The sequence below is a fragment of the Rhodococcus sovatensis genome (assembly GCF_037327425.1).
Classification (GTDB): Bacteria; Actinomycetota; Actinomycetes; order Mycobacteriales; family Mycobacteriaceae; genus Rhodococcoides; species Rhodococcoides sovatense.
Genome location: NZ_CP147846.1, coordinates 1,945,070 through 1,970,077, shown reverse-complemented (window position 1 = coordinate 1,970,077; position 25,008 = coordinate 1,945,070). Strand labels below are relative to the sequence as shown.

The window sequence follows — 25,008 nt, the reverse complement described above, 5'->3', positions numbered from 1 at the left end:
TCCAGAATATGGCCGCGCGAGGCTCCCCTACGCCCCAACGAAGCACATCCAGCCACACCGCTGAAAGGAGCCTCTCATTGCCCTCGGAGAGAGCATCCCGAACACCATCACGAACCACACCAGAAGGATCTTCCCGTGACTCGTCTCAAGCTCGGCTTCGTAGGAGCCGGCGCAATAAACTCCCGGCTGATGCCGCATTTCCTCGTCGACGACACTGCGGCAACAGTCGAAGTCATCGGCGTCTGCGACCCGGTTCTGCCCAGAGCAACCGCCGCAGCGGAACGGTTCGACAACTGTAAGGCCTACGACTCTCTCGATGCAATGCTCGCTGACGACCGTATCGATGCCGTCACTATCGGCTCACCCATTGGCCTGCACTACCAGCAGGTTCGCGCCGCCCTCATCGCGGGAAAACACGTACACGTCAACAAGACAATGACCATTACAACCGACGAGGCAGACGACCTCATCGAACTTGCTCGATCCAAGTCCCTGGTTCTGCTTCCGTCACCCGGCGAGATGCTCCGCCCACACAACCGGCGAATCAAAGAACTCATCGACACCGGCGAGATCGGCCAGCTGTCCTGGGCCGTATGCGGCGCAGCATTCGGTAACTACCACGTTGCCGAGCCCGAACGTCAAGGACACGACGCCACCACCAACGTCGACCCCACGTGGTATTTCAAGAACCCCGGCGGGGGGCCTCTCTACGACCTGACAGTCTATTCCCTGCACGGCTTGACAGGCATCCTGGGGCCCGTCAAGCGAGTGACCGCGCTGTCCGGGACGCTCGTTCCCCAGCGAAGTCTGAACGGCGCAACGGTCGATGTCGACGTGCACGACAATACCGTCATGCTGCTCGACTTCGGAGCCAACAAATTTGCTCTCGCATACGGAACAGCAGCCGGAAACATCACGCCCGGTGTCGAATTCGACTTTTCCGGCCGATACTACGGTACTGACGGCGAGATCATCGGACTCGAACTCAACGGTGAGCCCTTCGACTACGAAGGACGAACCACCGCCCGCCAAGCCCCAGACGGGGGAATTCACCCCAACTTCGGCGGCAACGAACTCATCTTGCCGCACACCACCGAAGGCCACTGGGGCCTCCAAGAACTCCACGTTTTCGAGGACATCATGCAAATGGTCGACTGGGTACGAGACGGAAAGGCCTCCGTAGTCACCGCTGAGCACGCTCGACATGTTATCGAAATCATCGAACTTGCGTACCTCGCGGCGGAAACCGGACAAACACAGGCTCTCCGAACACAGTTCTGACCCGTAAAGCTGTTGTGCACCGCGTCACCGTCCGTTGAAAGAGCGCAGCGCAGCATCCGAGTATCCGTCGATGGAAAGCGTTGCGCGTATTTCTGACATTGGACCGATCAGCGTAGAGCTGACGCTTTGCGCTTCGCGCACACTTTCGTCGACAGTTTGTGCCGAACTCTCGATCATTGCCATCCCAGCACCGTCTATCGGGTGCTGAGGTCACCAGGGCGCCACCGTTTCAGAATCACCAATAGACAAGGGAGAAAACAATGTTAGATCCGCTCTACCTCAAGACTGCTGCTACTGCTCCATCGTCAGCCGGCGATCCGGCTGTGGCGGAAACTGTCCGCACGGTCCTGGCCGATATTCGGGACAGAGGTGACGCGGCGGTGAGGGAATATTCGGAAAAGTTCGACAAGTGGTCACCGGAAAGTTTCAAACTGTCGGATGAGAAGATCGAAGAGATCATCTCATCCGTCCCCATCGAGGTTCTCGACGACATTCGGACGGTGCAGGAGAACGTCCGGGTATTCGCACAGCACCAGCGGGACTCGCTGCACGACTTCGAAATCGAAACCGCGCCAGGAGTTCACCTCGGCCAGAGGAACCTTCCGGTCTCCGCTGCAGGAGCGTATGCGCCCGGTGGTCGATATCCACTGGTCGCCTCGGCGCACATGACGACGGTGACCGCGAAGGTGGCGGGTGTTCCCCATATCACCGCGTGCACACCCCCGATCCGCGGTGAGATCCCCGCGGCGACCGTGGCAGCATTTCATCTTGCCGGCGCACACGAGATCTACCTTCTCGGCGGTGTGCAGGCAGTCGGAGCAATGGCGCTCGGTACCGAGACCATCAGCAAAGTCGATATGCTTGCAGGCCCGGGCAACGCGTTCGTGGCGGAGGCCAAGCGTCAACTGTTCGGGGAAGTAGGGATCGACCTGTTTGCAGGGCCTACCGAGGTCCTGGTCGTAGCAGATTCTGACGCAGATCCCTTCATCGTTGCGGTGGATTTGCTCAGCCAAGCCGAGCACGGACCCGATTCCCCAGCCATTCTCATCACAGAGTCCGAAGCTCTGGCACGGGCGGTCATCGAGCATATCGATGCCCTCCTGCCCGACATGCCCACCCGAGACTTCGCAGGAGCGGCGTGGCGCGACCACGGACAGGTCATCGTTGTCGCCGATATCGAGGCTGCCTACGCACTGGCAGACACTTTCGCGTCGGAGCATGTACAGATCCTCACCTCCGAACCGCGCCGCGCGTTGGATGCGATGACGAATTATGGCGCGCTCTTTCTCGGCGAAAAGACCTGCGTCTCATACGGAGACAAAGTGATTGGCACGAATCACACTCTGCCGACGCGGCATGCAGCTCGGTACACCGGAGGTCTGTGGGTGGGCAAGTACATCAAGACTGTGACCTATCAAGAAGTCACCGACGCGGCCGCGTCCGCCGAGCTAGGGCGACTATGCGGACGCGCGGCACGAGTGGAGTACTTCGAAGGACACGCTCGTTCCGGCGATGTACGGGCCGCGAAGTTCGGTGGCGACAACCTGAGCTGGAAGCCCAAGACACCCGCCGCCATCTAGGACACGAACGTCCGCCGACCAACGAGCGGTGTCGAGATCCTTTCGGCCTCGACACCGCTCTGCCCAACCACTACTCGATCGGAACACGATGGTCAGTTTCTCCCTCGCCGGGAAGACCGCTCTGGTCACAGGCGCCAACAAAGGACTCGGCCGAGCGATCGCACACGCACTGAGCAGCCTCGGTGCGGAAGTCCACGGAACTTCGCGCACCGAAGCCGGGCAACGGGCCATCGAATCCGACGGTCACGCTGTCGGCCACCTGCTCGATATCGCCAATGCTCAGAACATCTCCGACTTCGTTCGCCGACTGCGACCGTCGATCGACATCCTGGTCAACAACGCAGGAGTCAACGCCCCATCCGCGGCACTCGATGTCACGGAGGACCAGTGGGATACTGTTCTCGACACGAATCTGAAGGGCACATTCTTCCTGAGCCGTGAGATCGCTCGGCAATGGATCGCCGGCGGTATCTCAGGAGTCATCGTCAACATCGGATCGCAAGCAGGCACAGTCGGCATCGAAGAACGAGCAGCATACTGCGCCAGCAAGGGCGGGCTGGACCAACTCACCAAAGTACTTGCCATCGAATGGGCTTCACACGGAATTAGAGTCAATACCGTAGCCCCCACCTTCGTACGCACGGACCTGACCGCTGGCACCTTGGACACACCCGGGTGGGGCCAGGTGTTGCTCGACCGCATACCGATGGGCCGCTTCGGGGAAGCCGAAGACATCGTTGGCGCGGTTGCCTTTCTCGCTGGCCCCTCAGCTCAAATGATCACCGGCACCACGCTTCTCGTCGACGGCGGATACACGGCTCGATGACACCACGACAGGACAAGCAGAATTCGGCCACCGAAGAGAAGAACCGAGGTGTTCAGCAGAGAGCAAAGGCCGTCCTTAGAGCGTGTCTCCCAAATTTGAGAGGTGCTGTCAGCGATGATATTTCGATGACGCGCGTGGGAGTGATCAGTGACGAGTTCTGGGAGATCGTCGAGCCAGTGATACCCACCGACGTGGGAAAACGTGGGCGGCGGTTCGCCGAGCACCGGCGAATTCTGGAGGGCATCGCATACCGATTCCGTACCGGGTGTCCGTGGCGAGATCTGCCGGAGGACTTCGGTCCGTGGCAGACGGTGTGGAAACGCCACCACCGATGGTCCTTCGATGGCACCTACGACGAGATGCTTGCCGCGGTGGCCGAGGTGTTCGGTCTCGACCCGGAAGAACTCGACGGCGATATCGGGGCGGTGCTCTCGATCGACTCGACCAGCGTCCGGGCGCATCAGCATGCGGCCGGTGCGCGAGCCGACACTCTCACAGGGGGCCTTGTCGAATTACAAGAAATCCGTCGACGAACCCGCTGACCACGCGTTGGGTCGATCTCGCGGAGGATTCACCACGAAGATCCATGCACTGACCGACCTGACGTGCTCGCCGGTGACGATGCTGCTGACCGGTGGGCAAGCCGGGGACAATCCACAGTTGGTGCCGTTGCTCGATGCCCACCGAGCTGCCGGTGGGGACCAGGACTACCGATTGCTCGCCGACAAGGCGTACACCCATCCCAGTACCCGCACCGAACTGCGTCGCCGCAAGATCAAACACACCATTCCCGAGCGCAGCGACCAGAAGCAGCGACGGGCCGACAAGGGGTCCGCCGGTGGTCGTCCACCGGGTTTCGATCCGACGATGTACAAGCACCGCAACACCGTCGAGCGTGGCTTCGGGCGGCTCAAACAGTGGCGTGGTGTGGCCACTCGATATGACAAGTACGCCATGACATTCCTCGGGGGCGTTGTCCTGTGCGCGGCAGTTCTGCACTCCCGCAACCACAACCACCGCCCGGCGATGAAAACGAAAACGGACCCAATTTAAGAGACACGCTCTAGTCGGCGTCGTGCGTGAGTCCGGGGAGGGCGAGCGCCGCGTTGCGTTGGTTCCCAAGGTCGTCGCGTCGTTGACATCTAAGGGCTTACGCGTTCTCGTCGAATCGGGAGCGGGGCCAGGGTTACCAGTAGTTCCGTCACTCGCATGTTCGCCTGTGTCGCCCCAGTGACAGCGTCGACCTCAACCATTACTCTTTCTGGCGACGAATTCGAAGTCCTAGATGGTCAGTCCAGAGAGCGCCACCGCGTGCACGAGTGTCGTCAGATCGCGACGCGCGGATCAGGTCGCGACGTCGATCGCAATCAGAACCTCGAGGTTAGACATCCCAGGGCCGTAATTTGTCAAGCGGCGGTGGGTTGTTGTTCAGTTCGGTGTGCCCAGGCGATGTGTTCGTCGTATTTGGTGCGATGTCGTAGGCAGCCGTGCAGTAGTCCGACGAGTCGGTTGGCGAGCGCGCGGAGTGCTTGGTGGTGGAGGTCCCCGGCGGTGCGGTGTTGGTCGTAGAACGCGCGAGCTCCCGGGCTTTGGCTTATGGCGCAGAATGCCCATTGGTCGATTGCGTCGTAGAGCCGCCGGTTGCGCACGTGCCTGGACAGAACGGCCCGTTTTTTGCCGGACGCGATCGTCAGCGGTGACGTTCCGGCGTAATTTTTGCGAGACTTGGCGGTGGTGTACCGGTTGACGTCGTCACCGAATTCACCGAGCACCCGGGCGCCGAGGATGACACCGAGTCCTGGCAGGGAGAGGTAGATGTCGGCGTCCGGGTGTGCTTCAAAATGGCGTGCGAGTTCGGCTTCGAGGTCGCCGATCTGACGGTTCAGTTCCGCGATCAGCGCTACCGCCGAGCGGGTGGTGGCCGCGAATGCAGCCGCAACGGGCGGCGGTGCTGCGAGGTGCTCGGTGCGTAGCGCAGCTTGGATCTCTGCAGCTCGTGATTCGATATTGCGTTGCCGCCCTGCCCTTTTCAGTATCGCTCGGATGCTCGCTGCACTCAGGTGTGCCGCTTCGGCGGGCGAGGCGGCACGCGAGAGGACGGCGACCGCGTCGCGGTGGTGGAGACTGTTGAATGCTTCGAGTGCGGCGGGGTAGTACTCGAGGAGCGCTGAGCGCAGTGCATTGATTTGTCGGTTGCGGGACCAGATCAGGTTCTGGTGCCCGCGGGCCAACACCTTGATCGCGGCGGCGTCTGCGGTGTCACCGGCGATGGTGCGGTGGTTGTGTCGGTCGGTGCGCACCAGGTCGGCCAAGAGTTTGGCGTCACCGGCGTCGGATTTCGCACCCGAGAGGTGGTGGCGGTCTCGGTAGCGTGCGGCGGCGAGCGGGTTGATCGCGTAGACGGTGTATCCAGCTGCGAGCAGAGCCGATACCCACATGCCTCGGTCGGTTTCGATGCCGACGACGACGTCGGCAGGTTCGCGGGCATGGGAGGCCACCACGTCGTGAAACCCGCTGATGCCTGCCAGACCTTCGGGTAATCGGCGGGACGCCAAACGTTTTCCGTCGGCGTTCATCACGTGGATGTCGTGGTGGTCTTCGGCCCAGTCGTCTCCTACGAAAATCACGGGCAGTTCTCCTCACGTCCGTTTCGGTCACTGGCGGTGAGCCTCGAGGGATCCGGACGGCGACCTAATGGATCAGTGCTCGACTGGCACGACACCCCATCAGCGTTCTGGGAACCCTCGCCGGCCGGTGGGGCCACGATCTAACCTTAGGAGTCGATCTTCTCTCCGGGGCCATATAGTTATCACCCACCAGCGGCTCGGTGATCAGCTTTCTCCGACTAACTTCGCTACTGTCGAAGACTCGCCGATCAAGTCCCATTAGGGCCGGGCATCGCAATGGTTGGGCGCTGCAAAGATGCTGTTCTACTGATCGCGACACGAGCGCAACAACGGTCATCTACGTCGGCGGCGAGGTGCGGGGCGTTCAGTTGCAGGGTGATTCCGGTCGGTTCGACGGCCGTAGGGTGAGCACGACGCCTGTACTACGACAGCCCGGACAATCGGATCTTCGGAACCCTCTCGACACCGACCGCTCTGTTCGCGCGGACTAGCCTGGGCTACTCTTACCGTCCCGCCAATAACCACCGAAGGTGATGTCGGACTTCGGGATTCCTCGCTCGTTGACGAGATGTCGTCGCAGTCCTGTCGGTAACTTATGTTCACCGGCAACCCAGGTGTAAAACCTCCCCCGAGGAAGGGTCGCATCCTTCATCTTTCCCAGCAGCTTGGTCCCGGGCACTTCGCTCGGGTCATCGCGAATAGTCCAGTGGATCTGCGCGGACTTCGGGGCGTACACCTTCTCGGGGATGTCGGACGCTAGAGGAACTTCGAGGAACACCTCGGCATGCAGATCATCAGGAACACACTCCAGGATCGACAAAATGGCCGGTACAGCACTTTCCTCACCCGCCAACAGATGCCACCGAGCATCCGATGGCGGCAAGTAGGTGTAACCCTCGTCGAAGATTCCCACCGGATCGCCCGGCTGCGCGTGCTCGGCCCATTCCGAGGCCGGACCGGCGACGGATGCATGATTGGCGTCTCCGTGACGTACGAAGTCGACGTCGATCTCGGAGTCGCCGGGCCTGAACCGCCGGATGGTGTAGTTGCGCACCCAAGGACGCCGGGACTTCGGCTGGAGGAGGAACTGCCCCAACCACGCGTCATTGGACACTGTCGGCATTCGCAACTGCGTCTGACCGTCTCTGGGAAAGAACAAGCGAACAGTCTGGTCGAAGCCGACGTAGTCCAGGTCGGCGAGGCCTTCGCCTCCCATACTGACTCGCCGAAAGCTTGGACTGAGTTGAACGTTGCCGGTGACTGCCAGGGCGGTCATCCGGCGGCTCTTCGGACGTCGTACTTTCGGAATTACACTCATTGGACTAAACCTTCGTAGCTGGTCCGGCACCCCTAGGAGGCCTATTTCCACTAGGTTAGGCTAACCTATGTATGGTAGTCAAGAGGTCGTCGACGTGGACTGAAGGCAATACGACGAGTGTTGACATGCAGGATTACCAGTGCCACTGGCCGACGTGTGGCGGGATGCGCACGTCTCGGCGGGCGCCGATGTGGGAGTGGCGCAAAGCGCCGCAGACCGCACCGTCGCGGCCTACACAACATCGAGCGTCTAGCGTTCCATCGCCAAAGCCACTGCACGTCAATACACACGGCCAGTGACAGACCCAAGCCATTCAGGCACCGGATCCATGGAGCCGGGCGCCCCGTATTCTCGTCGAATGTCTGTCCTACGTGCTCCTGATCCCACACAACTCCACCCCGTCGCCGGTCAGCAGCGGGTGGTATTTCTCAAGCCTCTCATCACGAGCCCGTTGATCGAGGTCGGCGAGTACAGCTACTACGACGATCCTGATCACGCGACCGAGTTCGAAACGCGAAATGTCACACATCATTACGGGCCGGATCGACTTCTCGTCGGCAAGTTCTGCGCCTTCGCAACGGGTGTCACATTCGTGATGAACGGCGCGAACCACCGCATGAACGGCGTATCGACCTACCCTTTCCCGATAGTGGGCGGAGCTTGGGGCGAACATGCGGATCTGATCTCGGACCTACCTTCACGCGGAGACACGGTCGTCGGTAACGACGTGTGGATCGGCGGCAACGCGACGATAATGCCCGGAGTTCGCATCGGTCATGGGGCCATCGTGTCGACCGGCGCTGTCGTGACCAAGGATGTGCCCGACTACGCGATCGTGGGTGGAAACCCGGCCACTGTCATTCGCATGAGGTACGACGCGGACGAGGTCAGCCAGCTCGTGGCATTTGCGTGGTGGGACTGGCCGATCGACAAGATCACCACTCACCTTCGCGCGATCGCGGATGGGTCGGTTGCGGATCTCCTACGCGCAAACGACAAGGCGTAGCTCGCGACTATGGCGACCTACTGGGCGTCGTTTCACCGGTGGGCACACGTGCAACAGTGACTAAGTGGTCTGAGCCGTTAGTTCGTCGGGGGTCACGCCGCAGCGGCTGATTCGTCGATTTGTTCGAGTTGTCGGTTCAGTTCGCGGCGGGTGTATCTCCATGCGAACGGTTCCGCGGTGCGGTTGTACCGTTCGGCGAATGCGTGCAACCTGTTCTCGACGGCAGCGAGATCGGGGAAGTCGTTGGGTGTGAGTACTTTCCGTTGGACAATGGAGAAGTAGATCTCGACTTGGTTGAGCCACGATGCATGTACTGGGGTGTGCACCATGACCGCGTTCGGGTACCGGTCGGTGAGGCGGTCGATCGATGCTTGTCCGCGGTGCGAGGATCCGTTGTCGACGACCCAGAAAACCCGGTCGGCGGAGGCGTACGGTTCGCGCGTCATGACCTGATCGACGAGTGCGGTGAACTCGGTGATGCCGGTACTGGCCTCGCAGCGTCCGAAGACCTGCGCAGCGTGGACGTCGTAGGCGGCGAGGTAGGTGAGCGCGCCACGACGGTGGTAATCGTGACTGACCCGCATCGGGCGGCCTGGGGCGGCGGCGGTGGTGGGGTGGCATCGGTCGCGGGCTTGGATCGACGGCTTTTCATCGGCCGAGATCACGAAGTCGTTGCTGCCCAATGCTTGTCCGGCGTAGCGGCGCGCGTACAAGTCGAGAACGACAGATGCTTTCACCTCGAAGTTCGGGTCGCGGACAGCGATCCAGGAACGGTACTGCCACGGTTTGAGCGCATCCTCGGCGAGCCATCGGCGCACCGTCGAGACCGAGACGGTCATGCCGTCGCGAGCAAGCTGGGCGGCGAGTTCGGGGGTGGACCACCGGGCGATCGGGATGTCGTGATGGGCCGGGATCTGGCACGCCCACGCTTTCACGGCGGCGATGTCGGTGGCGTTGTAGATCGGTGGCCGGCCCGACCGTGGCGCGTCGGCGAGGGCGTCGATGCCGTGGCGGTGGAACCGGGTGCGCCACTTGCGGACCGTGTCGATATGGATGTCGAGTTCGCTGGCGATGGCAGAGTTGGTGTGTTCGTCGGCGGCGAGGAGCACGATCAGAGACCGCAGCACCATCTTCTGCGGTGTCGACCCAGACCGCACCCGGCGTTCGAGAACCTGACGGTCGGCGGTGGACAGGATGATGGGGCGGGCCGAGGGTCGAGCGGCTTTGTCACTCATGCCTCGAGAGGACACTCGAGTCACACCTGTTTCGGGCCGCGGCACGCCGACGATCCGCGAAATGTTGGGTGGTCCACAAGGGTCGGGCACGATCGGATGTGTGCCGACACCACCGGAATCGACGAAAAGCTCGTTGCGCCTCAAGCTCAGCGGCCACGCCCGTACGAGGTGGCCGCAACTCGCGCGGGTCGATGTCCGGTTTCGTGGAGCGTTCGCCTATGTCGACGGTGTCCTACCTGACGAGTCGGTACTGGGCCTGATGCGGCTGCGATACAACGGCTCAGCCAGCAGATGGGGCTTCGCGATCCACCTCGCGTCCAACGGCAAGTACGAAGATTCGATGCTGCCTACCGGCGACTTCACCGGCAGCCCCGAAGATGCACTCGACACCGCATGCGGGCTCTACCTCGCCGACCCGACCGCCTGGCAACTACCCCCGACGAATTAACGGCTCGCACCACTAAGCATTGCCGTTCGCTCCCCCGTCGGGCTCTGCAGTGTCAGGCTTGGATTCGATGACGCCAGGCGGACTACCTTGCGCTACCTGATCCGCTAGCTCCAGCCCTGCGCCTGCATAGACGTTGAAGGCGATGTCCACTCCGTGTTCTGTGGCCCACTCGACCTCGTCGTCGTAACGGGCCACTGCCGCTACCCTTCCGCTGAACCCCGACTCTCGTAGACAGGCGAGCGCGGTGACGTTGGCGCCATGGCGAGGCATGGCGAGTACGGCAATGCGCACGGATTCCGAGCGCCGCAACTGATTCCAGAAGTCGAGGTCGGTAGCGTCACCCTCGATTACCCTCAGCCCCTCCGAAGCCAGACGTTCTATTCGGGGCCCGTCGTAATCGACGCCGACCACTCGCAGTTCGTAGTGACTTGTCAGTCGTTGGTACGCGGCGAATCCGACTCTGCCCATTCCGATCACAACGACTTCGGCATCACCGGCGTCGCTGGGGCGCTCTTCTGGGTGCAGACTTTGCTCGTCTTGAGCAGGCAGCCGAGCCGCAATCTTCTCGACCATCAGGTGGCCGCGGCCGTTCACCAGCGCCGACACAACGAAACTCAACGCCACGGCGATCGACATCTCCACTAGCCACTCTGGCGCCAACAAACCATTGGTCACCCCGACCGCCACAACGATCAAGCCGAACTCGGAGTAATTCATCAGGCTCAACCCGGCAAGCAGCGCTGTACGGTGTCGCAGCTTCATGAGCGTGAACAAGATGAAGTACAACCCTGCTTTGAACGGCAGGAACAGCAACATCAGCACGGCGACACCGATGGTGGGCAAGTCCGGCAGTCCAGTCAGCCCGATGGATACGAAGAATCCCACGAGCAGAAGTTCTTTGATATGGAACAACGAACGAGAGAGTTCCGACGACGCTGAGTGGGACGCCAGCAGCACGCCGATCACCAGCGCACCCAGGTCGCCCTTGAGGCCGAGCGCAGAGAACAACGCGTAGCCAGGCACGAAAGCCATCACGATGCCGAACAGAGACTGCATTTCTCCGTGTCCGAGTCCGCTCCAGATCCTTCGGAGAACGCGAGTGAGCGGCCAGAGTCCCACCAGAGTCAGAGCCCACAGGCTCGGCAGCGTTCCGCTGGTGGCCGTCAGGAAGATCACTGCAATGATGTCCTGCATCACCAGGATGCCGATCGCGACGCGACCGTAGAGCGAGTGGGATTCGCCCCGCTCCTCGAGGACCTTGACCACGAACACCGTGCTGGAAAACGACAGCGCAAAGGCAAGAAGCGCAATCGTCGTCAGGCTCTGCCCGGCCAGCATCGAAACACCGATCAGGGCAAAGAGCCACATCGCGACAGTGCCGAGGACGACGCTGATCACCATGTGCGCGGACGTGGTCAGCCAGACCTCCCGGCGCAGCAATATTCGAATGTCGAGTTTGAGGCCGATTGCGAACAACAAGAGGGTCACGCCCAGATCGGCAATCGTCGCGAGTTGGGGAACCTCCTCGACGTTCAATGCGTTGATGACGAACCCTGCCGTCAGAAATCCGACCAAGGGAGGCAGGCGCACGGCCATGGCGAGTCCACCAAGGCCGAAGGTGATGACAAGATATATCGCAACTACGGTCATGCGCGTCCCTTGCTGTTCGGGATTGAGTCGTCTGCACCAGCACCGACGAACCCACATGGTGCCGGATTTGGAACAGTATCCCGGCAACTCGCAATATTCTCAGTGGACACGAACCATCCACCGCCCGCGAAGGCCGGACGACTGTACATCTCACAACGGTGCGCTACTGCGCCGCACGACCTCCCGACCGGACCTCGATCTGCTCCACGAGAATGTCCGCGTGACCCGCATGTCGGGCCAACTCGGCAATCATGAACAAGTAGATGAAACGGAGGCTGACCGTTCCGAAGATGCGATGGTGGCCTGTGTCGTCCAGGACGTACTTCGCAGCGATGCGCCTTGAAACATCGCAGGCCGAATCGAATTCGGCGATCACGTCTACAAGGAGCTCATCCTCGGTCACGTGGAAGCTGGCGTCGCCACCGGTGACGGCGAAACCGTTGCAGTCCTCTGCGCCGATTCCTGCAAGTGTTCGCTGAAACCAGATCCGTTCGGCCACAGCACAATGCTTGAGCAGCGATATCGGGGTCGTGAGCGACGGAACCAACTTCTGACGGGCTTCGGCGTCGGAGAGGCCATCGACGGCCTTCACAAGCTCGGCACGATGAAGGTCCAGAGTGTTTTCGAGAAGTACTCGTTCGCCGCCGGTGAGCGGGCGCTCCGAATCGAATCCTGCAGTCATCGTCCTTCTTCCTCCCGCACTGGCTGACATCGACATCACAGTCGCGGTCGAGCGATGCGCTGACTGGCAAGGAGAGCGTCGACACGCTGCAGCTTGTCCACCAGATCCTCCATTGCGGTCTCGATTCCGGCAAGTGTTCGTCGGACGAGTTCGACCACCCTCGGGCACATGTCGACGTTGGTTCCGTTCACGCACGGAAGCACTTCTCGAATGGTGTCGACCGAGAAGCCTGCGTCGATCAATGATCGAATCTGTGCGACCGACTCGATCGACGACGAAGCAAACTCTCGGTAGCCATTCGCATTCCGATGCGCGGTCAGCAAGCCCTGGGCGTCGTAGTACCTAATCGATCGCGTCGACACTCCACTGTGCCGCGCGAGTTCACCGATGAGCATTGCTACCTCCGGTCCGTGATCTGGGCCTCACGCTGTTGACCTTGACACCAATGTCAACCTCTAGCGTCTGACTTTATGCCAATCACTCAGCTCGTCGCCGATCCCAACGTCGTGATCGTCGGCGACGGTCCCCCACTCGTGCTGGCCCACGGGGCGGGCGGTTCTGTCGCCGCGAACTTCACCGGCGTCATCGAGTCGATGTCCGAACAGCGCAGCCTGATTGGAATCGATTATCCCGGTTCCGGGGGTACGCCGGTCGACGCCGCATCGCTGGATCTCGATGTGCTCGCCGATTCACTTGTCGCGGCGGCAGTCGATGCTGGGTTCGACCGCTTTCCGATCCTCGGCCTGTCTCTCGGTTCGGCGGTAGCGGTCACTGCAGCGATCCGTCATCCCGAGCGAGTAACCGGTCTGGTCTTGACGGTGGGCTTCGCCTCCGCCGATCAGCAAATCCGCATGGTGGTCGACACCTGGATCACCCTGGCCGACGTCGATCGCATCGCATTGGCCAAGTATCTGGTGAGCCTTGGGTCCCCCGCCGTACTCGCTCAGCTCGACGATGCCTCGGCGGCGCTGGCCATCGACGCGACGCTCGAGAACTATCCCGAGGGCGGCGCCGATCAGGCCCGCCTCGCCGCGTCCGTCGACATCACCGGTCTACTCGGCGCTATCGATGTTCCGACTCTCGTCGTCGCTGCCGGACAGGATCGGATCGTCCTCCCAGCCACCACTCGAGCTCTCGCTCACCTGATCCCGAATGCAGAGCTGGTGGAATATCCGGAGGCCGGGCATATTTTCAGCGCAGAAGAAACTGGGCGCTGGATACACGATGTCACCGTGCACCTTCACACTCATCACCTGTGAGCGGTCACGCTCGGTGACGTCCGAACAGTGCCTGGGCGGCGGCGTCGAATTCCCGAGAACTCATGCGAGTAACCAATGCATGCCTGACCAGCTCGGCGTGGGTCTCCCCTGCCAGACCCCTGACCGGCTGATCCAAATCCAGATTCGACGGAAACGCATACCCCTCGGCTGAGGCTGCAACGGCGTTGTCCACCTCTTTCCCCTTTCCGCGTTCGGTCCACTCGAGGAACGTGGGATACAAGGCCGACACGACCGTCTCCCGATCGATACTCTCCAAAGCGCGACCGAACGGCGACGAGATCTGCAGGAGGTTCGCCATCCGATGGATGTCCGACGAAACATTGCTGCCGGCAGCATGAAACAGCGCGGGATTGAAGAACACTGCGTCACCCTCCTCCAACGGAAGCTGAACATAGTTCTCGGCGAAGTACTGCCGAAATTCCGGCAGATTGAACGCGATGTATCCGGGTTCGAATTTCTGTGAATGCGGAAGATACATCGTCGGGCCGCTCTCGATCGGCATGTCGCAATGCGCCACTGCACCCTGCAGCGTCAACGCAGGCGACAACCGGTGAATGTGCGTACGAAACTTCGCGGCGGAATCGGCGGACATGAAACCGAGGTGATAGTCACGATGCGGGTTCTGCGCAGCACCACCGGGATTGACGACGTTGATCGCCGACGTGACCTGATACATCGGCCCAAGCCATGCTTCGGACACCAACGCAAGTGTGTCGTTGGAGTAGTACCGCACGAACAATTCCGGCTCCGCCAGCGCCAACTTCTGCAGCGCCGACCAGATCCGGTCGTTGGCGCCAGGCTTGGCGAAATGGTCACCACCGGCTATACCGCTCTCGTGCTGGAGAGCAATGATGTCCCGATAGACAACCGTCGTCTCCGCGACAGCGTGGTCGCTGGTGAACGCTCCTTTGAACACAACGATGCCAGGTCCGTCGAGCAACGCACCGGCGAGTTCGTCCTGAACCTCGGCGCGTGCAGAAGCATCCATCGTCTCCGCCGACAAACCCGCAGCGTCGTAGATCAACACATTCTGCATGACCGCGACCGCGTACGGATACTCCGCCAGCACGGTTTCCTGCGATACCAGAGCGCGCAGATCCTCAACCCTGCAGTCGGATTCGATGATCCGACCGGTCCGCCGAGTCTGCCCGGTTCTACTGGTCATGACGCCATCCTCTACGCAGTGAAGGTTCCAGCGCTGAGTCGAACGCGTGAAGCGAACCGACTCCAGCTTGTCAAGAACGGACAGTCGGACACAACCCGCGTATCCATCAAATTACCCTCGAGGATCGGCCGATGAATGCTGCCCTGGAACTTCGCTGACGTCACACTGCGACGAGCACTTTCCCGAGTGAACGGCCCGACTCGACGTATTCGATCGCATCGGGCACCTGCTCGAATCTGAACGTCCGATCGATTACAGGAGTGATCACTCCTGCGGAGGCGAGATCGCACAAGATCTGAACATCGGATGCGCATTCCTTCGAGATCAGCCCGGCAAGACGGTGGTGGACGAAGGGTGACAGTAGAGCCGCTCTCAGCACCCTGTCGAGACCGCCGAACACCGATTCCTCGGTTTCCGATCCGACGATCACCAATGTCCCGGCGTCGGTAAGCGCCCTGCGCAGAACTTTCAGCGGTCGATTGCCCGCGGTATCGACGATCAGGTCGAAGCTGCGGGTGCCGTCGAATGCATCGATAGCCGTGTAGTCGAGCACTTCGTCTGCACCCAGTTCGTAGACGAGCTTCATCTTGCTGCCACTGCAGAGGCCGGTGACATGGGTTTCGAAGTGCTTCGCGAGTTGGACGGTGTAGCGGCCCACCGCGCCGGCGGCACCGATCACCAGCACGCGGTCACCGGACTTCACGCGTCCGGCATCTCGAAGTGCCTGAAGGGCGGTGAGTCCCGATATCGGGAGCGCGACTGCGCTTTCGACACTCAACGACGCCGGTCTGGGAATCAACTTCTTTACTGGCGCAACGCACACTTCCGAGAACGCACCGACCCCGATTCCGACCACCTCGTCTCCGACTGCGAACTCAGCGACGCCGGGCCCGAGTGCCATCACTCTGCCCGCCATCTCGCTACCTGGGCGCTTCTTCGGGCCCCTTACTCCGAAACCCATGGCGCGCATCAGATACGGCTTACCTGTCATCATGTGCACATCACCGATATGCACCCCCGCCAGCTGCACGTCGACGAGCACCTCCCCCGGTCCCGGCGTCGGAGTGGCGACGTCCTGGAGCTCGATCTGTTCGCGCGTCCCATATCTGTGCTGCACAAAAGCTTTCATTGCGAGCTCCTATCGGCTTGGGTACTGGAAGACGTCGTCGAGCGGGACTTGGAATGCTGCCGCGATCTGGAACGCCACTTCCAGAGACGGTGAGTACCGACCGCTCTCGATGGCGATGATCGTCTGACGGGTGACTCCGATCCGTTCCGCGAGTTCGGCCTGGGTCATCTCGTTGGTTGCAGATCGGAGCGCTTTGATCGAGTTGGTGACCCGGGTCGGCTTCACCATCGTTCGATCCCGAAGCGGTAGGACAGGATTCGTACAGTGCACGACAACACCGAGGACAACAGGAAGGCGAGGTAGATGGTGTTCGCGATCCAGAATTGGTCGATATCGGCGAGCGCGAGCCCTAGTGCAGCGATCGCGCCGATCACCAAGAGCGATTGGCCTGTGTACTCGCTGAATTGGCCGATTTCGTCGTCGCGCTGATCGGTTCGGGTCTCACTTTTCGGTGACATCGAACCGACAACGATGTTCAGCACGATAGTGACAACGACCGTGGCAATGATCGTGCCGAGCATCTTGGGTACATACGACTCTTCGATCGGACCCGACGAGTTGAGCAGAAGAACGAGATACGCCACGGCCCCACCGAGTGCCGTGACGAGCACGATCCACGTGCGCTTCTCTTCGAATGCCATCGCCACTCCAATGTAAGAAATGTTTGACATCACTGAACATAGGCCGTCGCTGGTGTGAAGTCAAAGATTTTTTACAAGGCGTGTTGGCACATGACGTATATATCGCCGACGCGACGTCGTGGACCAGTCCTTCCACCTTCAATCTATAGCCGACCTGGGGTCTTGACGCAAGACCCCGGTCCTGTCGCAGAATTACGCGTCGAACGCCCAGAATCGGCAGGAACAGGAGATCGAGTGCACAGTCATTCGTCAACGCCATCAAGTATTTTCGATCTTCCAGCCAACCGTGCTGCCAAGCTGGCACCTGGATTGATCGACGCAGACGAGCATCATTTTGCTGCGATCGCACAGAGCCTGACGGACTCGATCGCCGATACCACCGATCGGCTGGCCAGTGCCCGCACGTCGACCGGACGGCTGGGCCAGGAGATGATGGAGAGGGACTTCGAGATTCACCGTCTCACCGCTCGGTTGCGTTCGCTCCGAAAATTCGGCGCAAATCTCTGCCTGGGTTACACCGTGTCATCGAACGACGGAGAGCGCATCTACATCGGCCGAGTCGGACTGCTCGACGGGTCCGGCGAACAGCTCGTCGTCGACTGGCGGTCCCCTGATGCCGAACCGTTCTTCGGGGCGACTCACGCGAACCCCATGGGACTCTCGCGGCGTCGGCGATACCGCTGGACCAATGGCCGAATCGTCGACTACTGGGACGAGGTCTTCTCCGCTGACGCTGCGCTGGACTCGGAGCAGGCTGCCCTCGACGACCAATCGTCGTTCATCGCCAGTCTGGGTGGTGCCCGATCGCCGAGGATGCGTGACGTGCTCGGGACCATCCAATCGGATCAGGACGCCATCATCCGATCAGGGTCGGGCGGCGCACTCGTCGTGGACGGTGGCCCCGGCACAGGCAAGACTGTCGTCGCTTTGCACAGAACTGCGTACCTGCTCTACTCGGATTCACGCCTTGGCCACAACCGCGGTGGCGTACTGTTCGTCGGTCCTCACGCGCCATATCTTGCGTACGTGTCGGACGTGCTGCCCAGCCTCGGGGAGGACGGAGTCCTGACCTGCACGCTCGGTGAACTAGTTTCCGAAGGAGAGGGTTCCGGCGACGAGGTCGATCCCGAAGTCGCACGTCTGAAGTCGACCGTGAACATGGTGGCCGCAGTCGACGCCGCCGTCAGGTTCTACGAGCAGCCTCCCATCGAAGGGATGACCGTCGAATCCGACCTCGCCGATATCTGGCTCAGTCCGACGGATTGGAAGGAAGCATTCACAGCACCGGATCCTGGCACTCCACACAACGAAGCTCGCGAAGACGTCTGGGACTTACTCCTGGACATCCTCGTGGACAAGTACGACGGCGACGCCTCGCGCGAGTCCGTCCGTGCATCTCTCGCTCGAAGCGAGGAACTCCGCAGCGCACTCGACAAGGCATGGACACTTGTCGACGCAGCGGATCTCGTCGGCGATCTGTGGACCGTCCCCGCCTACCTTCGGATGTCGGCACCGTGGCTCTCTGCGGAGGAGATCAGAATTCTTCAGCGCACCGACGCGCAACAGTGGACCACGTCGGATCTGCCGATTCTCGATGCAGCGCGACGCAGACTCGGCGACCCCGAACACGGTCGTCTACAACGTCGGCGAACTGCAGCGGTCATCGCCGAACGGCTCAGAATGGACAGGGTCGTAGACGAAATGCTCCAACTCGATGACGACGACGGCTTGATCGCCCAACTTCGGCAAGACGGAATTCGTGACGCTTTGGTCGACGACGCGGCGCTGCCGACCAAGGAAGCGGATCGACTGGCCGGACCGTTCGCGCATATCGTCGTCGACGAAGCACAGGAACTTACCGATGCTCAGTGGCAGATGCTGTTGTTGCGCTGCCCTTCTCGGAGCTTCACCATCGTCGGGGACCGGGCGCAGGCCCGTCACGGTTTCACCGAATCGTGGCAAGAGCGCCTTACCCGGGTCGGGTTCGATCACATCCATTCGGCGTCGCTCACCATCAACTATCGGACACCGGAGGAGATCATGACCGAGGCCGAGCCGATCATTCGAACTGCACTGCCCGACGCCAATGTCCCTACCTCCGTTCGACGCAGCGGAATCCCATTCTCGTACGGGCACGTGTCGGAACTCGAATCGATCGTCGACCGATGGCTCGTGCAGAATCGTGACGGAATTGCGTGTGTGATCGGGCAGCCGACCTACCCTCCGACGGACCGAGTCCGGTCTCTAACGCCGGCGCTGTCGAAAGGACTCGAGTTCGACCTGGTCGTCATCGTAGATCCCGAATCCTTTGGCGCGGGAACCGAAGGCGCCGTAGACCGATACGTGGCCATGACTCGCTCCACGAGAGCCCTGGTCATTCTGACCCGCGAGTGATTCCGTCCGCAGAAATCACGAGTGGTGGTGCACGATGTTGATCACGTTTCCGTCAGGGGCGCGGACCAAGAACCTCCGCACACCCCAGGTCTCCGTCGTGAGGGGACGCACGATGTCGAACCCGCGGCTGAGAGCTTCCGCGTATGCAGCGTCGACGTCATCGGTCATAATCGATACCACCGAGTCGGAGGGTGACGTCTCGTCCCGGGTGACGAGTTGGATGCAGGCGCCCGAGTCCGGTGCTGTGAAGCGAGCGACCCATCCCAGATTGAACTCCTCGCTCCCCAGGCCCAGAAAGTCGCGGTAGAAGTCTTTCGAGTCCTCGATGTTCGGAACCGTCAGGTTCGCCACGATCTTGATCGGTCGCACGGGCACTCCTCGTCTCGCCTCCCCCACGATTCTGGACCCGGCGTTGATCCCAGGCAACCAGCCGACGTCGCGTAGCGACGAACAATGGTCGGTGTCGTTCACCAGACCAGAGTTTTGCCCTCCGCGCGGACGCTGCCGAAGAAACGCTTGTCGATGTCGGAACCGTCGCGGTTGTACGCGTACATGATGTCGGCCAACTCGTCGGCGAGCGCGCGCAAGGCCGGACTCGCAACCGCGATGCCGGACTCCGTGGACCACCCCCACTGCTGCGGAACACCACCGAGCGTTATCGCAATCGACATCGAGTTCAGCGCCTCGACGCCAAACGAGATCTCTTCAGGAGCATCGCCGATCGGATCTCCTAGGACGGGCCCGTCGAACTTGGACTGCGGCGCCCCAAACTGCTGGGACCCGACTGTACGTGCACACGCGATGTCGAACCTGATCATCTCGACAATGGTGTCGATCCCTGCGTGACGCCCTGCACGGTCATGACGAGCGCCATATGTCCGATCGCCGCTCGGCCGATCACTGGAGTGCTTTCCGAGTATCCGATCCAGCATCCTCTGCGCTGCGTCTTTCTCGCCGGGTCCCGTTCTAGGGTGGTCGATCAGAGCCCTCAACCGTGCGATCCGCAGCGCGGGGTTCGAATTCACCCTGCCAGCGTAGCCACAAGTCAGTTGTCCTGGGTGCTGTCCCGGCGCCGAGCCCGGAGGCGCAGAACCTTGATCGCTACCGCACCGAGTACTGCAAGCCACCCAGCGGCCAGAACGCACAGGCCGATCGTCGTGGCCGACTCCGCCTTCCGGTCGTCTGCGTAGACGTATCCGACCCCCGCCCAGATGGCTGCCACGACGGCGAAGAGCGCCATGGCCGCAAGAACTGCTCGCACCGTCCGATTGGTGCGTATCACCCGTATCACCGATACCGCATGCCCGTGAATATGTCGCACGAAACCGAATCCCGACGTTGCCCCCGACACAGTCGAACTCCGTAGACTTCCGGTCATGGCACTCGATCATGGAGACCCCGGTGACGCACCCTCGACTCCTCCCCCACTGGCAAGCCTGGAACCGGCGCGGCGGCCGACGGCAGCCGAAGAGGCGCGCACCGTGGCAGCCTCGACGAATATTGCGACGCTGGCCAGCCTCACCACCGACGGCGATCCCTGGGCGTCGTACGTGACTTTCGGTCTCCTGGACGGTTCGCCGGTCCTGTGCGTATCCCGGATGGCAGAACACGGGCGCAACCTGCACCATGACCCGCGTGCCAGTGTGTCCATCGTGGCGCCGGAATCTGTCAGCGACCCTCTCGCGGTCTCGCGCGTGACCCTGGCCGGCAAGGTCGAATCCCCGCAGGAGGGCGAGCTCGACGCGGCTCGCGCTGCTCACCTCGCCGCGGTTCCCGCGGCCAAGTACTACATCGACTACAGCGACTTCTCACTCTGGATACTTCGAGTGAAACGGGCGCGTTGGGTCGGTGGCTACGGCCGAATGGACTCGGCTGCGGCCGAGGACTATGCCGCGGCCTCGGCGGACCCGGTCTCACCCAACGCTGCCCCAGCAATAGTTCACCTCAATGAGGACCATTCGGACTCGCTGCTTGCCATGGCCCGCAACCTCGGTGGCTATCCGGACGCAACCATCGCTTCGTGCACATCCGCCGACCGTTACGGTCTCGATTTGAGCGTCTCCACACCGAGGGGCAAGGCCACGACACGAGTGGGCTACGCACATCCGATCGGGGACATCGCCGAACTTCGATCGGCAACAGTGGAGCTCGCTCGACTCGCGCGCAACTGAAATCGCCGATACCTGGTCTTCACGTCGGCCGGTCTACCACTGCCGCCAACTTTTTCGGCGCCAGTAGGCAGTAACTGTCGGTGAGCAGTTCACGCACCTCGTCAGGGTCGAACTCGTCGACGATCATGCCCACCGTGTCCTCGCCCCACGGAGTGCGAAAGAACGGCGGGCCGGACCGAAGCAGGACGTCCAGTTCGGGGGCCTCGGATCGAAATGTCAGAACCGTTGCCGGCGCGCTTAGCCGCGCGGCCTTGGCGTACGCCTCTGGTCGACCGGGCTCGACCACCAGAACGTGCGCAAATGTTCGGGACCGTATCCGCCACCGGATGCCCGTCCACGCGCGTTCTTCGACAACCTCGGGGAGTGCGGTACATACCGCACTGACCACGGTCAGCACCTCGTCAGGAACATCTGGATAGTCATTCATGATCGCCTCACCGGACGTGTTCGAGTGTCAGCGAGTGAACGTTATCTCGCTGCACCGACACACGCACGGGCGGCGGAACTGCGGTCAGCGACGCAGTTCATGGGTGAGGGTTTCGAGTTCGTCCCCGCCCGCCATTTCCTTGGTCAGATCGTCGAGGCTGATCTCGTCGTACGTGCAGTCCAGCTTCTGTCGCCCACGATTCAGCAGCACGAAATGGTCTCCGACCATGTACGCATGGTGCGGGTTGTGGGTGATGAACACGACCCCGAAACCTTGCTCTTTCGCCGCCGAGATGTATCGCAACACCATCCCGGACTGCTTGACACCCAACGCTGCCGTCGGCTCATCCAGAATCAACACACGCGCACCGAAGAAAATCGCTCGGGCAATCGCCACACACTGACGCTGACCACCGGACAGCGACCCGATCGGAGCATCGACATCGGGTAGGTCGATGCCCATCTTGTGTAGCTCCTCGATGGTCGTTGCCCGCATCGCGTTCACGTCCAACGACTTGAACAGGCCCTTCTTCTGCAGCTCCTGACCGAGGAAGAAGTTGCGCCACACCGGCATCAACGACACCACCGCAAGATCCTGGTACACCGTCGCGATGCCTTTGCCGAGAGCATCTTTGGGGGAATCGAACTTCGTGTCGGCTCCGTCGACGAGCAGCTCACCTTCGCTCTGCTGATGCAACCCGGCCATGATCTTGATCAACGTGGACTTGCCTGCACCGTTGTCGCCGAGCACTCCGGTCACCTCCCCCGCGCCGACACGCAAGTTGATTCCCGACAGCGCAATGATGTTGCCGTAGGACTTTCCGACGTTCTTCAGCTCGATCAGCGGAGTCTTGCCTCCGCCCGACGGTGCGGGATCTACCGGTGTTTCAGCATGCGTAGTCATCAGTCACCTTTTCGCCGCGTAGGAACGGAAGCTGTTGTTGGCGATGACCGCGAAGAGCAGCATCGCGCCGAGGAAGAACTTGAACCAATCCGGATTCCAGCCGGCATAGACGATGCCCTGATTGGCCATACCGAAGATGAAAGCACCGATCATCGCACCGACAGTGGTGCCATACCCACCGGTGAGCAAGCAACCACCGATGACAGCGGCGATGATGTAGAGGAACTCGTTACCCACACCCTGCCCGGACTGGACTGTGTTGAACGCGAACAACAGGTGCATGCCCACGAACCAGGCACAGAACCCCACGAACATGAACAACCCGATCTTGACCTTGGTGACCGGAACACCGATCGCACGAGCCGAGTCCTGGTTGCCACCGACGGCGAAGATCCAGTTTCCGATCTTCGTCTTCATCAGCACGTAGGTGGAGATGGCAGTGAACAACAGCCACCAGAGAACCGTGATGCGGATGGATACGTTTCCGATCTGGAACGACGAGGCGAATACTCTCTTCGCCGAATCGAACCCCTGCATATCCGAAATGGATTGTGTCGCAACCTGACCGGTGACGAGCTTGGTGACTGCAAGGTTGATGCCGGTGAGCATCAGAAATGTCGACAAGGTGATCAGGAACGAGGGAATCTTCGTCTTCATGACCAGATAGCCGTTGAAGAATCCAACCCCCAGTGCAAGTACCAACGCCAGCGCGGAGCCGAGCCAGACATTGAGGTGCAAGTTGTAGGCAATCATCGAGGCCATGATCGAGGAGAAAGTAACCGCGACGCCGGTGGAGAGGTCGAATTCACCACCGATCATCAGCAACGACACCCCGATGGCCATGATCCCGATCGTCGATGATGCGTAGAGCACCGTCGCGAGCGCTTCAGGAGACCGGAACGGTGGTGCAACGATACAGAAGAAGACGAAGATCACGATCGCACCGAACAATGCGCCGATTTCTGGTCTGATCAACAACCGCTGCAACGGCTTCTGCTTCTTGACCCGCTCATCGGCGACGACGGTGTGTTTCGACAGATCCAGATCGGCCTGTGTACTCATGACAATCCTTCCGTGCGGAATGCGGACGGTCTTGCCCGGGCGGGCGGACCGTCCGCTGTCCTAGCGAGTTCCGTTCTGGGCGTAGTCGGCGATGGCGTCGATATTGGACGAATCGATGAACGCCGGACCGGTCAGAACCGGAGTACCGCCACCGATGGTGTTGCCGTTGTTCAGGTACAGCCACAGCGAATCCACCGCGAGGTAGCCCTGCAGGTAAGGCTGCTGGTCGATTGCCCACGCGACGTCACCGGACTTGATGGCGTCGACGAGTGCAGAGTTGGTGTCGAAGGTGACAACCGTGGCGTCGCTGCCTGCGTTCGCCTTGGACTGCACAGCTGTCAGCGCGATCGGAGCGCCGAGTGCGACGATGTGATCGATGCTCGGATCCTGTTGCAGTTTCGCGGTGATCGTGGCCTCCACCGACGGCATGTCCTTGCTGTTGACGTTCAGAATCTCGGTGCTGCCCCCGGTGAACCCCTTTGTCACACCTGCACAACGAGATTCCAACGCTACCTGGCCCTGTTCCTGAATGATGCACAGAGTCTTCTTCGCACCATCAGTGGTCAGGCGAGCACCTGCTGCTTCACCGGCAATGGTCTCATCCTGGCCGAAGTACTGCTGGACACCCTGGTCTTTCCACGAGTCGTACCCGGAATTGAATGCGACGACGGGGATCCCTGCGGCCGTCGCAGCTTCCACGGCCGGCGCCATAGCGTCGGGCTTCGCGAGAGTGATGGCGATGCCGTCGACCTTGGAATCGATCGCGCTCTGTACGAGGTTGGCCTGGTTCGGCGCCTCGGGATCGGCAGAGTAGCGCAGTTCGATGTTGTCCTTTGCTGCTGCGGCCTCGGCGCCCTTACGGATCAGGTCCCAGAAGGTATCACCGGGTACCTCGTGAGTGATCATCGCGATCGTGGCACGAGGTGTGTCAGCAGTGCCGGCGCCCGAACCCTCGTCCGAGCTCTCGGGCGCGCCGCCAGTGCTCGAGCAGCCGGCGGCCACAGTTGCACAAAGCGCAAGCCCGAGGGCTGCACCGGTCCGAAGCCTACGACGCGACGCAGCGCGACCTGTGCCATGACTCGTGTGATGTGTCATCAATCTTCTTTCTCGACGCCGGACCCCGGATGGACCGGTGATGAATCAATCGATCTCGCGATCAATATGTAATCCACATCACAAGCAA

26 protein-coding genes and 2 pseudogenes are annotated in these 25,008 nt (G+C 61.2%); 10 read left to right on the top strand and 18 right to left on the bottom strand.

What is annotated here, in order from left to right:
- The first annotated feature begins 135 nt into the window (after nucleotides 1-135).
- Nucleotides 136-1,281, top strand: coding sequence for a Gfo/Idh/MocA family oxidoreductase (locus tag WDS16_RS09245; protein ID WP_338892194.1), 1,146 nt, complete (start codon nucleotides 136-138; stop codon nucleotides 1,279-1,281).
- A 24-nt stretch (nucleotides 1,282-1,305) separates the two neighbouring features.
- Here the strand turns inward: WDS16_RS09245 and WDS16_RS09240 are convergent, their stop codons facing one another.
- The gene (locus WDS16_RS09240) at nucleotides 1,306-1,464 is read right to left on the bottom strand and encodes a hypothetical protein (protein WP_338892193.1); all 159 of its coding nucleotides are present in this window, start codon (nucleotides 1,462-1,464) and stop codon (nucleotides 1,306-1,308) included.
- Between the two features lie 77 nt (nucleotides 1,465-1,541).
- On the opposite strand from WDS16_RS09240, the gene hisD reads away from it, so the two are divergent.
- From hisD to WDS16_RS09220, 4 genes and pseudogenes are all read left to right on the top strand, one after another.
- On the top strand, nucleotides 1,542-2,861 hold the full coding sequence (gene hisD / locus WDS16_RS09235; protein ID WP_338892191.1) for a histidinol dehydrogenase: 1,320 nt from the start codon (nucleotides 1,542-1,544) through the stop codon (nucleotides 2,859-2,861).
- A gap of 88 nt (nucleotides 2,862-2,949) precedes the next feature.
- Complete coding sequence (locus tag WDS16_RS09230) at nucleotides 2,950-3,687, top strand: SDR family NAD(P)-dependent oxidoreductase (RefSeq protein WP_338892190.1); 738 nt, start codon at nucleotides 2,950-2,952, stop codon at nucleotides 3,685-3,687.
- A 125-nt stretch (nucleotides 3,688-3,812) separates the two neighbouring features.
- Nucleotides 3,813-4,740, top strand: a pseudogene (locus WDS16_RS09225) (IS5 family transposase).
- A 22-nt stretch (nucleotides 4,741-4,762) separates the two neighbouring features.
- Nucleotides 4,763-4,873, top strand: a pseudogene (locus WDS16_RS09220) (NAD(P)(+) transhydrogenase (Re/Si-specific) subunit alpha); the annotation flags it as partial.
- A gap of 220 nt (nucleotides 4,874-5,093) precedes the next feature.
- Here the strand turns inward: WDS16_RS09220 and WDS16_RS09215 are convergent.
- Both WDS16_RS09215 and WDS16_RS09210 read right to left on the bottom strand, forming a co-directional pair.
- Nucleotides 5,094-6,314, bottom strand: a complete 1,221-nt coding sequence (locus tag WDS16_RS09215; protein WP_338886216.1) for an IS110 family transposase — start codon at nucleotides 6,312-6,314, stop codon at nucleotides 5,094-5,096.
- Nucleotides 6,315-6,801: 487 nt separating this feature from the next.
- Nucleotides 6,802-7,590 (bottom strand): siderophore-interacting protein, encoded by a 789-nt coding sequence (locus tag WDS16_RS09210; protein WP_338892188.1) that lies wholly within the window; start codon nucleotides 7,588-7,590, stop codon nucleotides 6,802-6,804.
- Nucleotides 7,591-7,990: 400 nt separating this feature from the next.
- On the opposite strand from WDS16_RS09210, the gene WDS16_RS09205 reads away from it, so the two are divergent.
- A complete protein-coding gene (locus WDS16_RS09205; protein ID WP_338892186.1) occupies nucleotides 7,991-8,638 on the top strand; it encodes a CatB-related O-acetyltransferase in 648 nt (215 codons plus the stop codon).
- Between the two features lie 92 nt (nucleotides 8,639-8,730).
- On the opposite strand, the gene WDS16_RS09200 is transcribed toward WDS16_RS09205, so the two are convergent.
- Nucleotides 8,731-9,873, bottom strand: coding sequence for an IS630 family transposase (locus WDS16_RS09200; protein ID WP_338890234.1), 1,143 nt, complete (start codon nucleotides 9,871-9,873; stop codon nucleotides 8,731-8,733).
- Nucleotides 9,874-9,973: 100 nt separating this feature from the next.
- Here WDS16_RS09200 and WDS16_RS09195 point away from each other — a divergent pair, with 100 nt between their 5' ends.
- On the top strand, nucleotides 9,974-10,321 hold the full coding sequence (locus tag WDS16_RS09195) for a hypothetical protein (protein WP_338890235.1): 348 nt from the start codon (nucleotides 9,974-9,976) through the stop codon (nucleotides 10,319-10,321).
- Between the two features lie 12 nt (nucleotides 10,322-10,333).
- Here WDS16_RS09195 and WDS16_RS09190 read toward each other — a convergent pair whose 3' ends face one another.
- From WDS16_RS09190 to WDS16_RS09180, 3 genes are all read right to left on the bottom strand, one after another.
- Nucleotides 10,334-11,971 (bottom strand): cation:proton antiporter family protein, encoded by a 1,638-nt coding sequence (locus WDS16_RS09190; protein ID WP_338892184.1) that lies wholly within the window; start codon nucleotides 11,969-11,971, stop codon nucleotides 10,334-10,336.
- 163 nt (nucleotides 11,972-12,134) lie between these two features.
- A complete protein-coding gene (locus WDS16_RS09185) occupies nucleotides 12,135-12,653 on the bottom strand; it encodes a DinB family protein (RefSeq protein WP_338892183.1) in 519 nt (172 codons plus the stop codon).
- Between the two features lie 35 nt (nucleotides 12,654-12,688).
- Nucleotides 12,689-13,048, bottom strand: a complete 360-nt coding sequence (locus tag WDS16_RS09180) for a MerR family transcriptional regulator (protein ID WP_338892181.1) — start codon at nucleotides 13,046-13,048, stop codon at nucleotides 12,689-12,691.
- Between the two features lie 75 nt (nucleotides 13,049-13,123).
- Here WDS16_RS09180 and WDS16_RS09175 point away from each other — a divergent pair, with 75 nt between their 5' ends.
- Entirely contained in the window at nucleotides 13,124-13,912 is a 789-nt protein-coding gene (locus WDS16_RS09175) for an alpha/beta hydrolase (RefSeq protein ID WP_338892180.1), read from the top strand.
- Between the two features lie 4 nt (nucleotides 13,913-13,916).
- Here the strand turns inward: WDS16_RS09175 and WDS16_RS09170 are convergent, their stop codons facing one another.
- The 4 genes from WDS16_RS09170 to WDS16_RS09155 form a co-directional block, all read right to left on the bottom strand.
- Nucleotides 13,917-15,098 carry a phytanoyl-CoA dioxygenase family protein gene (locus tag WDS16_RS09170; protein WP_338892179.1) on the bottom strand — a complete coding sequence of 394 codons (1,182 nt, stop codon included), beginning with the start codon at nucleotides 15,096-15,098 and terminating at the stop codon, nucleotides 13,917-13,919.
- Nucleotides 15,099-15,258: 160 nt separating this feature from the next.
- Complete coding sequence (locus tag WDS16_RS09165) at nucleotides 15,259-16,227, bottom strand: NAD(P)-dependent alcohol dehydrogenase (RefSeq protein ID WP_338892178.1); 969 nt, start codon at nucleotides 16,225-16,227, stop codon at nucleotides 15,259-15,261.
- Nucleotides 16,228-16,236: 9 nt separating this feature from the next.
- Nucleotides 16,237-16,455, bottom strand: coding sequence for a helix-turn-helix transcriptional regulator (locus WDS16_RS09160; RefSeq protein WP_338892175.1), 219 nt, complete (start codon nucleotides 16,453-16,455; stop codon nucleotides 16,237-16,239).
- Nucleotides 16,449-16,868, bottom strand: coding sequence for a hypothetical protein (locus WDS16_RS09155; protein WP_338892173.1), 420 nt, complete (start codon nucleotides 16,866-16,868; stop codon nucleotides 16,449-16,451). Before WDS16_RS09155 ends, WDS16_RS09160 begins: the two co-directional genes overlap by 7 nt.
- Before the next feature lie 234 nt (nucleotides 16,869-17,102).
- Here WDS16_RS09155 and helR point away from each other — a divergent pair, with 234 nt between their 5' ends.
- The gene (gene helR / locus WDS16_RS09150; protein ID WP_338892171.1) at nucleotides 17,103-19,262 is read left to right on the top strand and encodes an RNA polymerase recycling motor ATPase HelR; all 2,160 of its coding nucleotides are present in this window, start codon (nucleotides 17,103-17,105) and stop codon (nucleotides 19,260-19,262) included.
- Nucleotides 19,263-19,277: 15 nt separating this feature from the next.
- Here helR and WDS16_RS09145 read toward each other — a convergent pair whose 3' ends face one another.
- From WDS16_RS09145 to WDS16_RS09135, 3 genes are all read right to left on the bottom strand, one after another.
- Nucleotides 19,278-19,631 (bottom strand): VOC family protein, encoded by a 354-nt coding sequence (locus WDS16_RS09145; protein WP_338893311.1) that lies wholly within the window; start codon nucleotides 19,629-19,631, stop codon nucleotides 19,278-19,280.
- A gap of 98 nt (nucleotides 19,632-19,729) precedes the next feature.
- On the bottom strand, nucleotides 19,730-20,287 hold the full coding sequence (locus tag WDS16_RS09140; RefSeq protein ID WP_338892170.1) for a hypothetical protein: 558 nt from the start codon (nucleotides 20,285-20,287) through the stop codon (nucleotides 19,730-19,732).
- Between the two features lie 20 nt (nucleotides 20,288-20,307).
- Entirely contained in the window at nucleotides 20,308-20,640 is a 333-nt protein-coding gene (locus WDS16_RS09135) for a hypothetical protein (RefSeq protein ID WP_338892169.1), read from the bottom strand.
- On the opposite strand from WDS16_RS09135, the gene WDS16_RS09130 reads away from it, so the two are divergent.
- On the top strand, nucleotides 20,639-21,433 hold the full coding sequence (locus tag WDS16_RS09130; RefSeq protein ID WP_338892168.1) for a HugZ family protein: 795 nt from the start codon (nucleotides 20,639-20,641) through the stop codon (nucleotides 21,431-21,433). The genes WDS16_RS09135 and WDS16_RS09130 overlap by 2 nt on opposite strands.
- 19 nt (nucleotides 21,434-21,452) lie before the next feature.
- Here WDS16_RS09130 and WDS16_RS09125 read toward each other — a convergent pair whose 3' ends face one another.
- From WDS16_RS09125 to WDS16_RS09110, 4 genes are all read right to left on the bottom strand, one after another.
- Nucleotides 21,453-21,860, bottom strand: a complete 408-nt coding sequence (locus WDS16_RS09125) for an MmcQ/YjbR family DNA-binding protein (protein ID WP_338892166.1) — start codon at nucleotides 21,858-21,860, stop codon at nucleotides 21,453-21,455.
- An 84-nt stretch (nucleotides 21,861-21,944) separates the two neighbouring features.
- On the bottom strand, nucleotides 21,945-22,763 hold the full coding sequence (locus WDS16_RS09120) for an ATP-binding cassette domain-containing protein (protein WP_338892164.1): 819 nt from the start codon (nucleotides 22,761-22,763) through the stop codon (nucleotides 21,945-21,947).
- A 3-nt stretch (nucleotides 22,764-22,766) separates the two neighbouring features.
- Entirely contained in the window at nucleotides 22,767-23,825 is a 1,059-nt protein-coding gene (locus tag WDS16_RS09115; RefSeq protein WP_338892163.1) for an ABC transporter permease, read from the bottom strand.
- Between the two features lie 60 nt (nucleotides 23,826-23,885).
- The gene (locus tag WDS16_RS09110) at nucleotides 23,886-24,920 is read right to left on the bottom strand and encodes a substrate-binding domain-containing protein (protein ID WP_338892161.1); all 1,035 of its coding nucleotides are present in this window, start codon (nucleotides 24,918-24,920) and stop codon (nucleotides 23,886-23,888) included.
- Nucleotides 24,921-25,008: the final 88 nt, after the last annotated feature.

Excerpts from the sequence above, each read along its gene's own strand:
- WDS16_RS09240 (WP_338892193.1), bottom strand. The coding sequence starts at position 1,464 with ATGGCAATGATCGAGAGTTCGGCACAAACTGTCGACGAAAGTGTGCGC.
- hisD (WP_338892191.1), top strand. The coding sequence starts at position 1,542 with ATGTTAGATCCGCTCTACCTCAAGACTGCTGCTACTGCTCCATCGTCA.
- WDS16_RS09230 (WP_338892190.1), top strand. The coding sequence starts at position 2,950 with ATGGTCAGTTTCTCCCTCGCCGGGAAGACCGCTCTGGTCACAGGCGCC.
- WDS16_RS09210 (WP_338892188.1), bottom strand. The coding sequence starts at position 7,590 with ATGACCGCCCTGGCAGTCACCGGCAACGTTCAACTCAGTCCAAGCTTT.
- WDS16_RS09205 (WP_338892186.1), top strand. The coding sequence starts at position 7,991 with ATGTCTGTCCTACGTGCTCCTGATCCCACACAACTCCACCCCGTCGCC.
- WDS16_RS09200 (WP_338890234.1), bottom strand. The coding sequence starts at position 9,873 with ATGAGTGACAAAGCCGCTCGACCCTCGGCCCGCCCCATCATCCTGTCC.
- WDS16_RS09190 (WP_338892184.1), bottom strand. The coding sequence starts at position 11,971 with ATGACCGTAGTTGCGATATATCTTGTCATCACCTTCGGCCTTGGTGGA.
- WDS16_RS09185 (WP_338892183.1), bottom strand. The coding sequence starts at position 12,653 with ATGACTGCAGGATTCGATTCGGAGCGCCCGCTCACCGGCGGCGAACGA.
- WDS16_RS09180 (WP_338892181.1), bottom strand. The coding sequence starts at position 13,048 with ATGCTCATCGGTGAACTCGCGCGGCACAGTGGAGTGTCGACGCGATCG.
- WDS16_RS09175 (WP_338892180.1), top strand. The coding sequence starts at position 13,124 with ATGCCAATCACTCAGCTCGTCGCCGATCCCAACGTCGTGATCGTCGGC.
- WDS16_RS09170 (WP_338892179.1), bottom strand. The coding sequence starts at position 15,098 with ATGACCAGTAGAACCGGGCAGACTCGGCGGACCGGTCGGATCATCGAA.
- WDS16_RS09165 (WP_338892178.1), bottom strand. The coding sequence starts at position 16,227 with ATGAAAGCTTTTGTGCAGCACAGATATGGGACGCGCGAACAGATCGAG.
- WDS16_RS09160 (WP_338892175.1), bottom strand. The coding sequence starts at position 16,455 with ATGGTGAAGCCGACCCGGGTCACCAACTCGATCAAAGCGCTCCGATCT.
- WDS16_RS09155 (WP_338892173.1), bottom strand. The coding sequence starts at position 16,868 with ATGGCATTCGAAGAGAAGCGCACGTGGATCGTGCTCGTCACGGCACTC.
- WDS16_RS09130 (WP_338892168.1), top strand. The coding sequence starts at position 20,639 with ATGGCACTCGATCATGGAGACCCCGGTGACGCACCCTCGACTCCTCCC.
- WDS16_RS09135 (WP_338892169.1), bottom strand. The coding sequence starts at position 20,640 with ATGACCGGAAGTCTACGGAGTTCGACTGTGTCGGGGGCAACGTCGGGA.
- WDS16_RS09125 (WP_338892166.1), bottom strand. The coding sequence starts at position 21,860 with ATGAATGACTATCCAGATGTTCCTGACGAGGTGCTGACCGTGGTCAGT.
- WDS16_RS09120 (WP_338892164.1), bottom strand. The coding sequence starts at position 22,763 with ATGACTACGCATGCTGAAACACCGGTAGATCCCGCACCGTCGGGCGGA.
- WDS16_RS09115 (WP_338892163.1), bottom strand. The coding sequence starts at position 23,825 with ATGAGTACACAGGCCGATCTGGATCTGTCGAAACACACCGTCGTCGCC.
- WDS16_RS09110 (WP_338892161.1), bottom strand. The coding sequence starts at position 24,920 with ATGACACATCACACGAGTCATGGCACAGGTCGCGCTGCGTCGCGTCGT.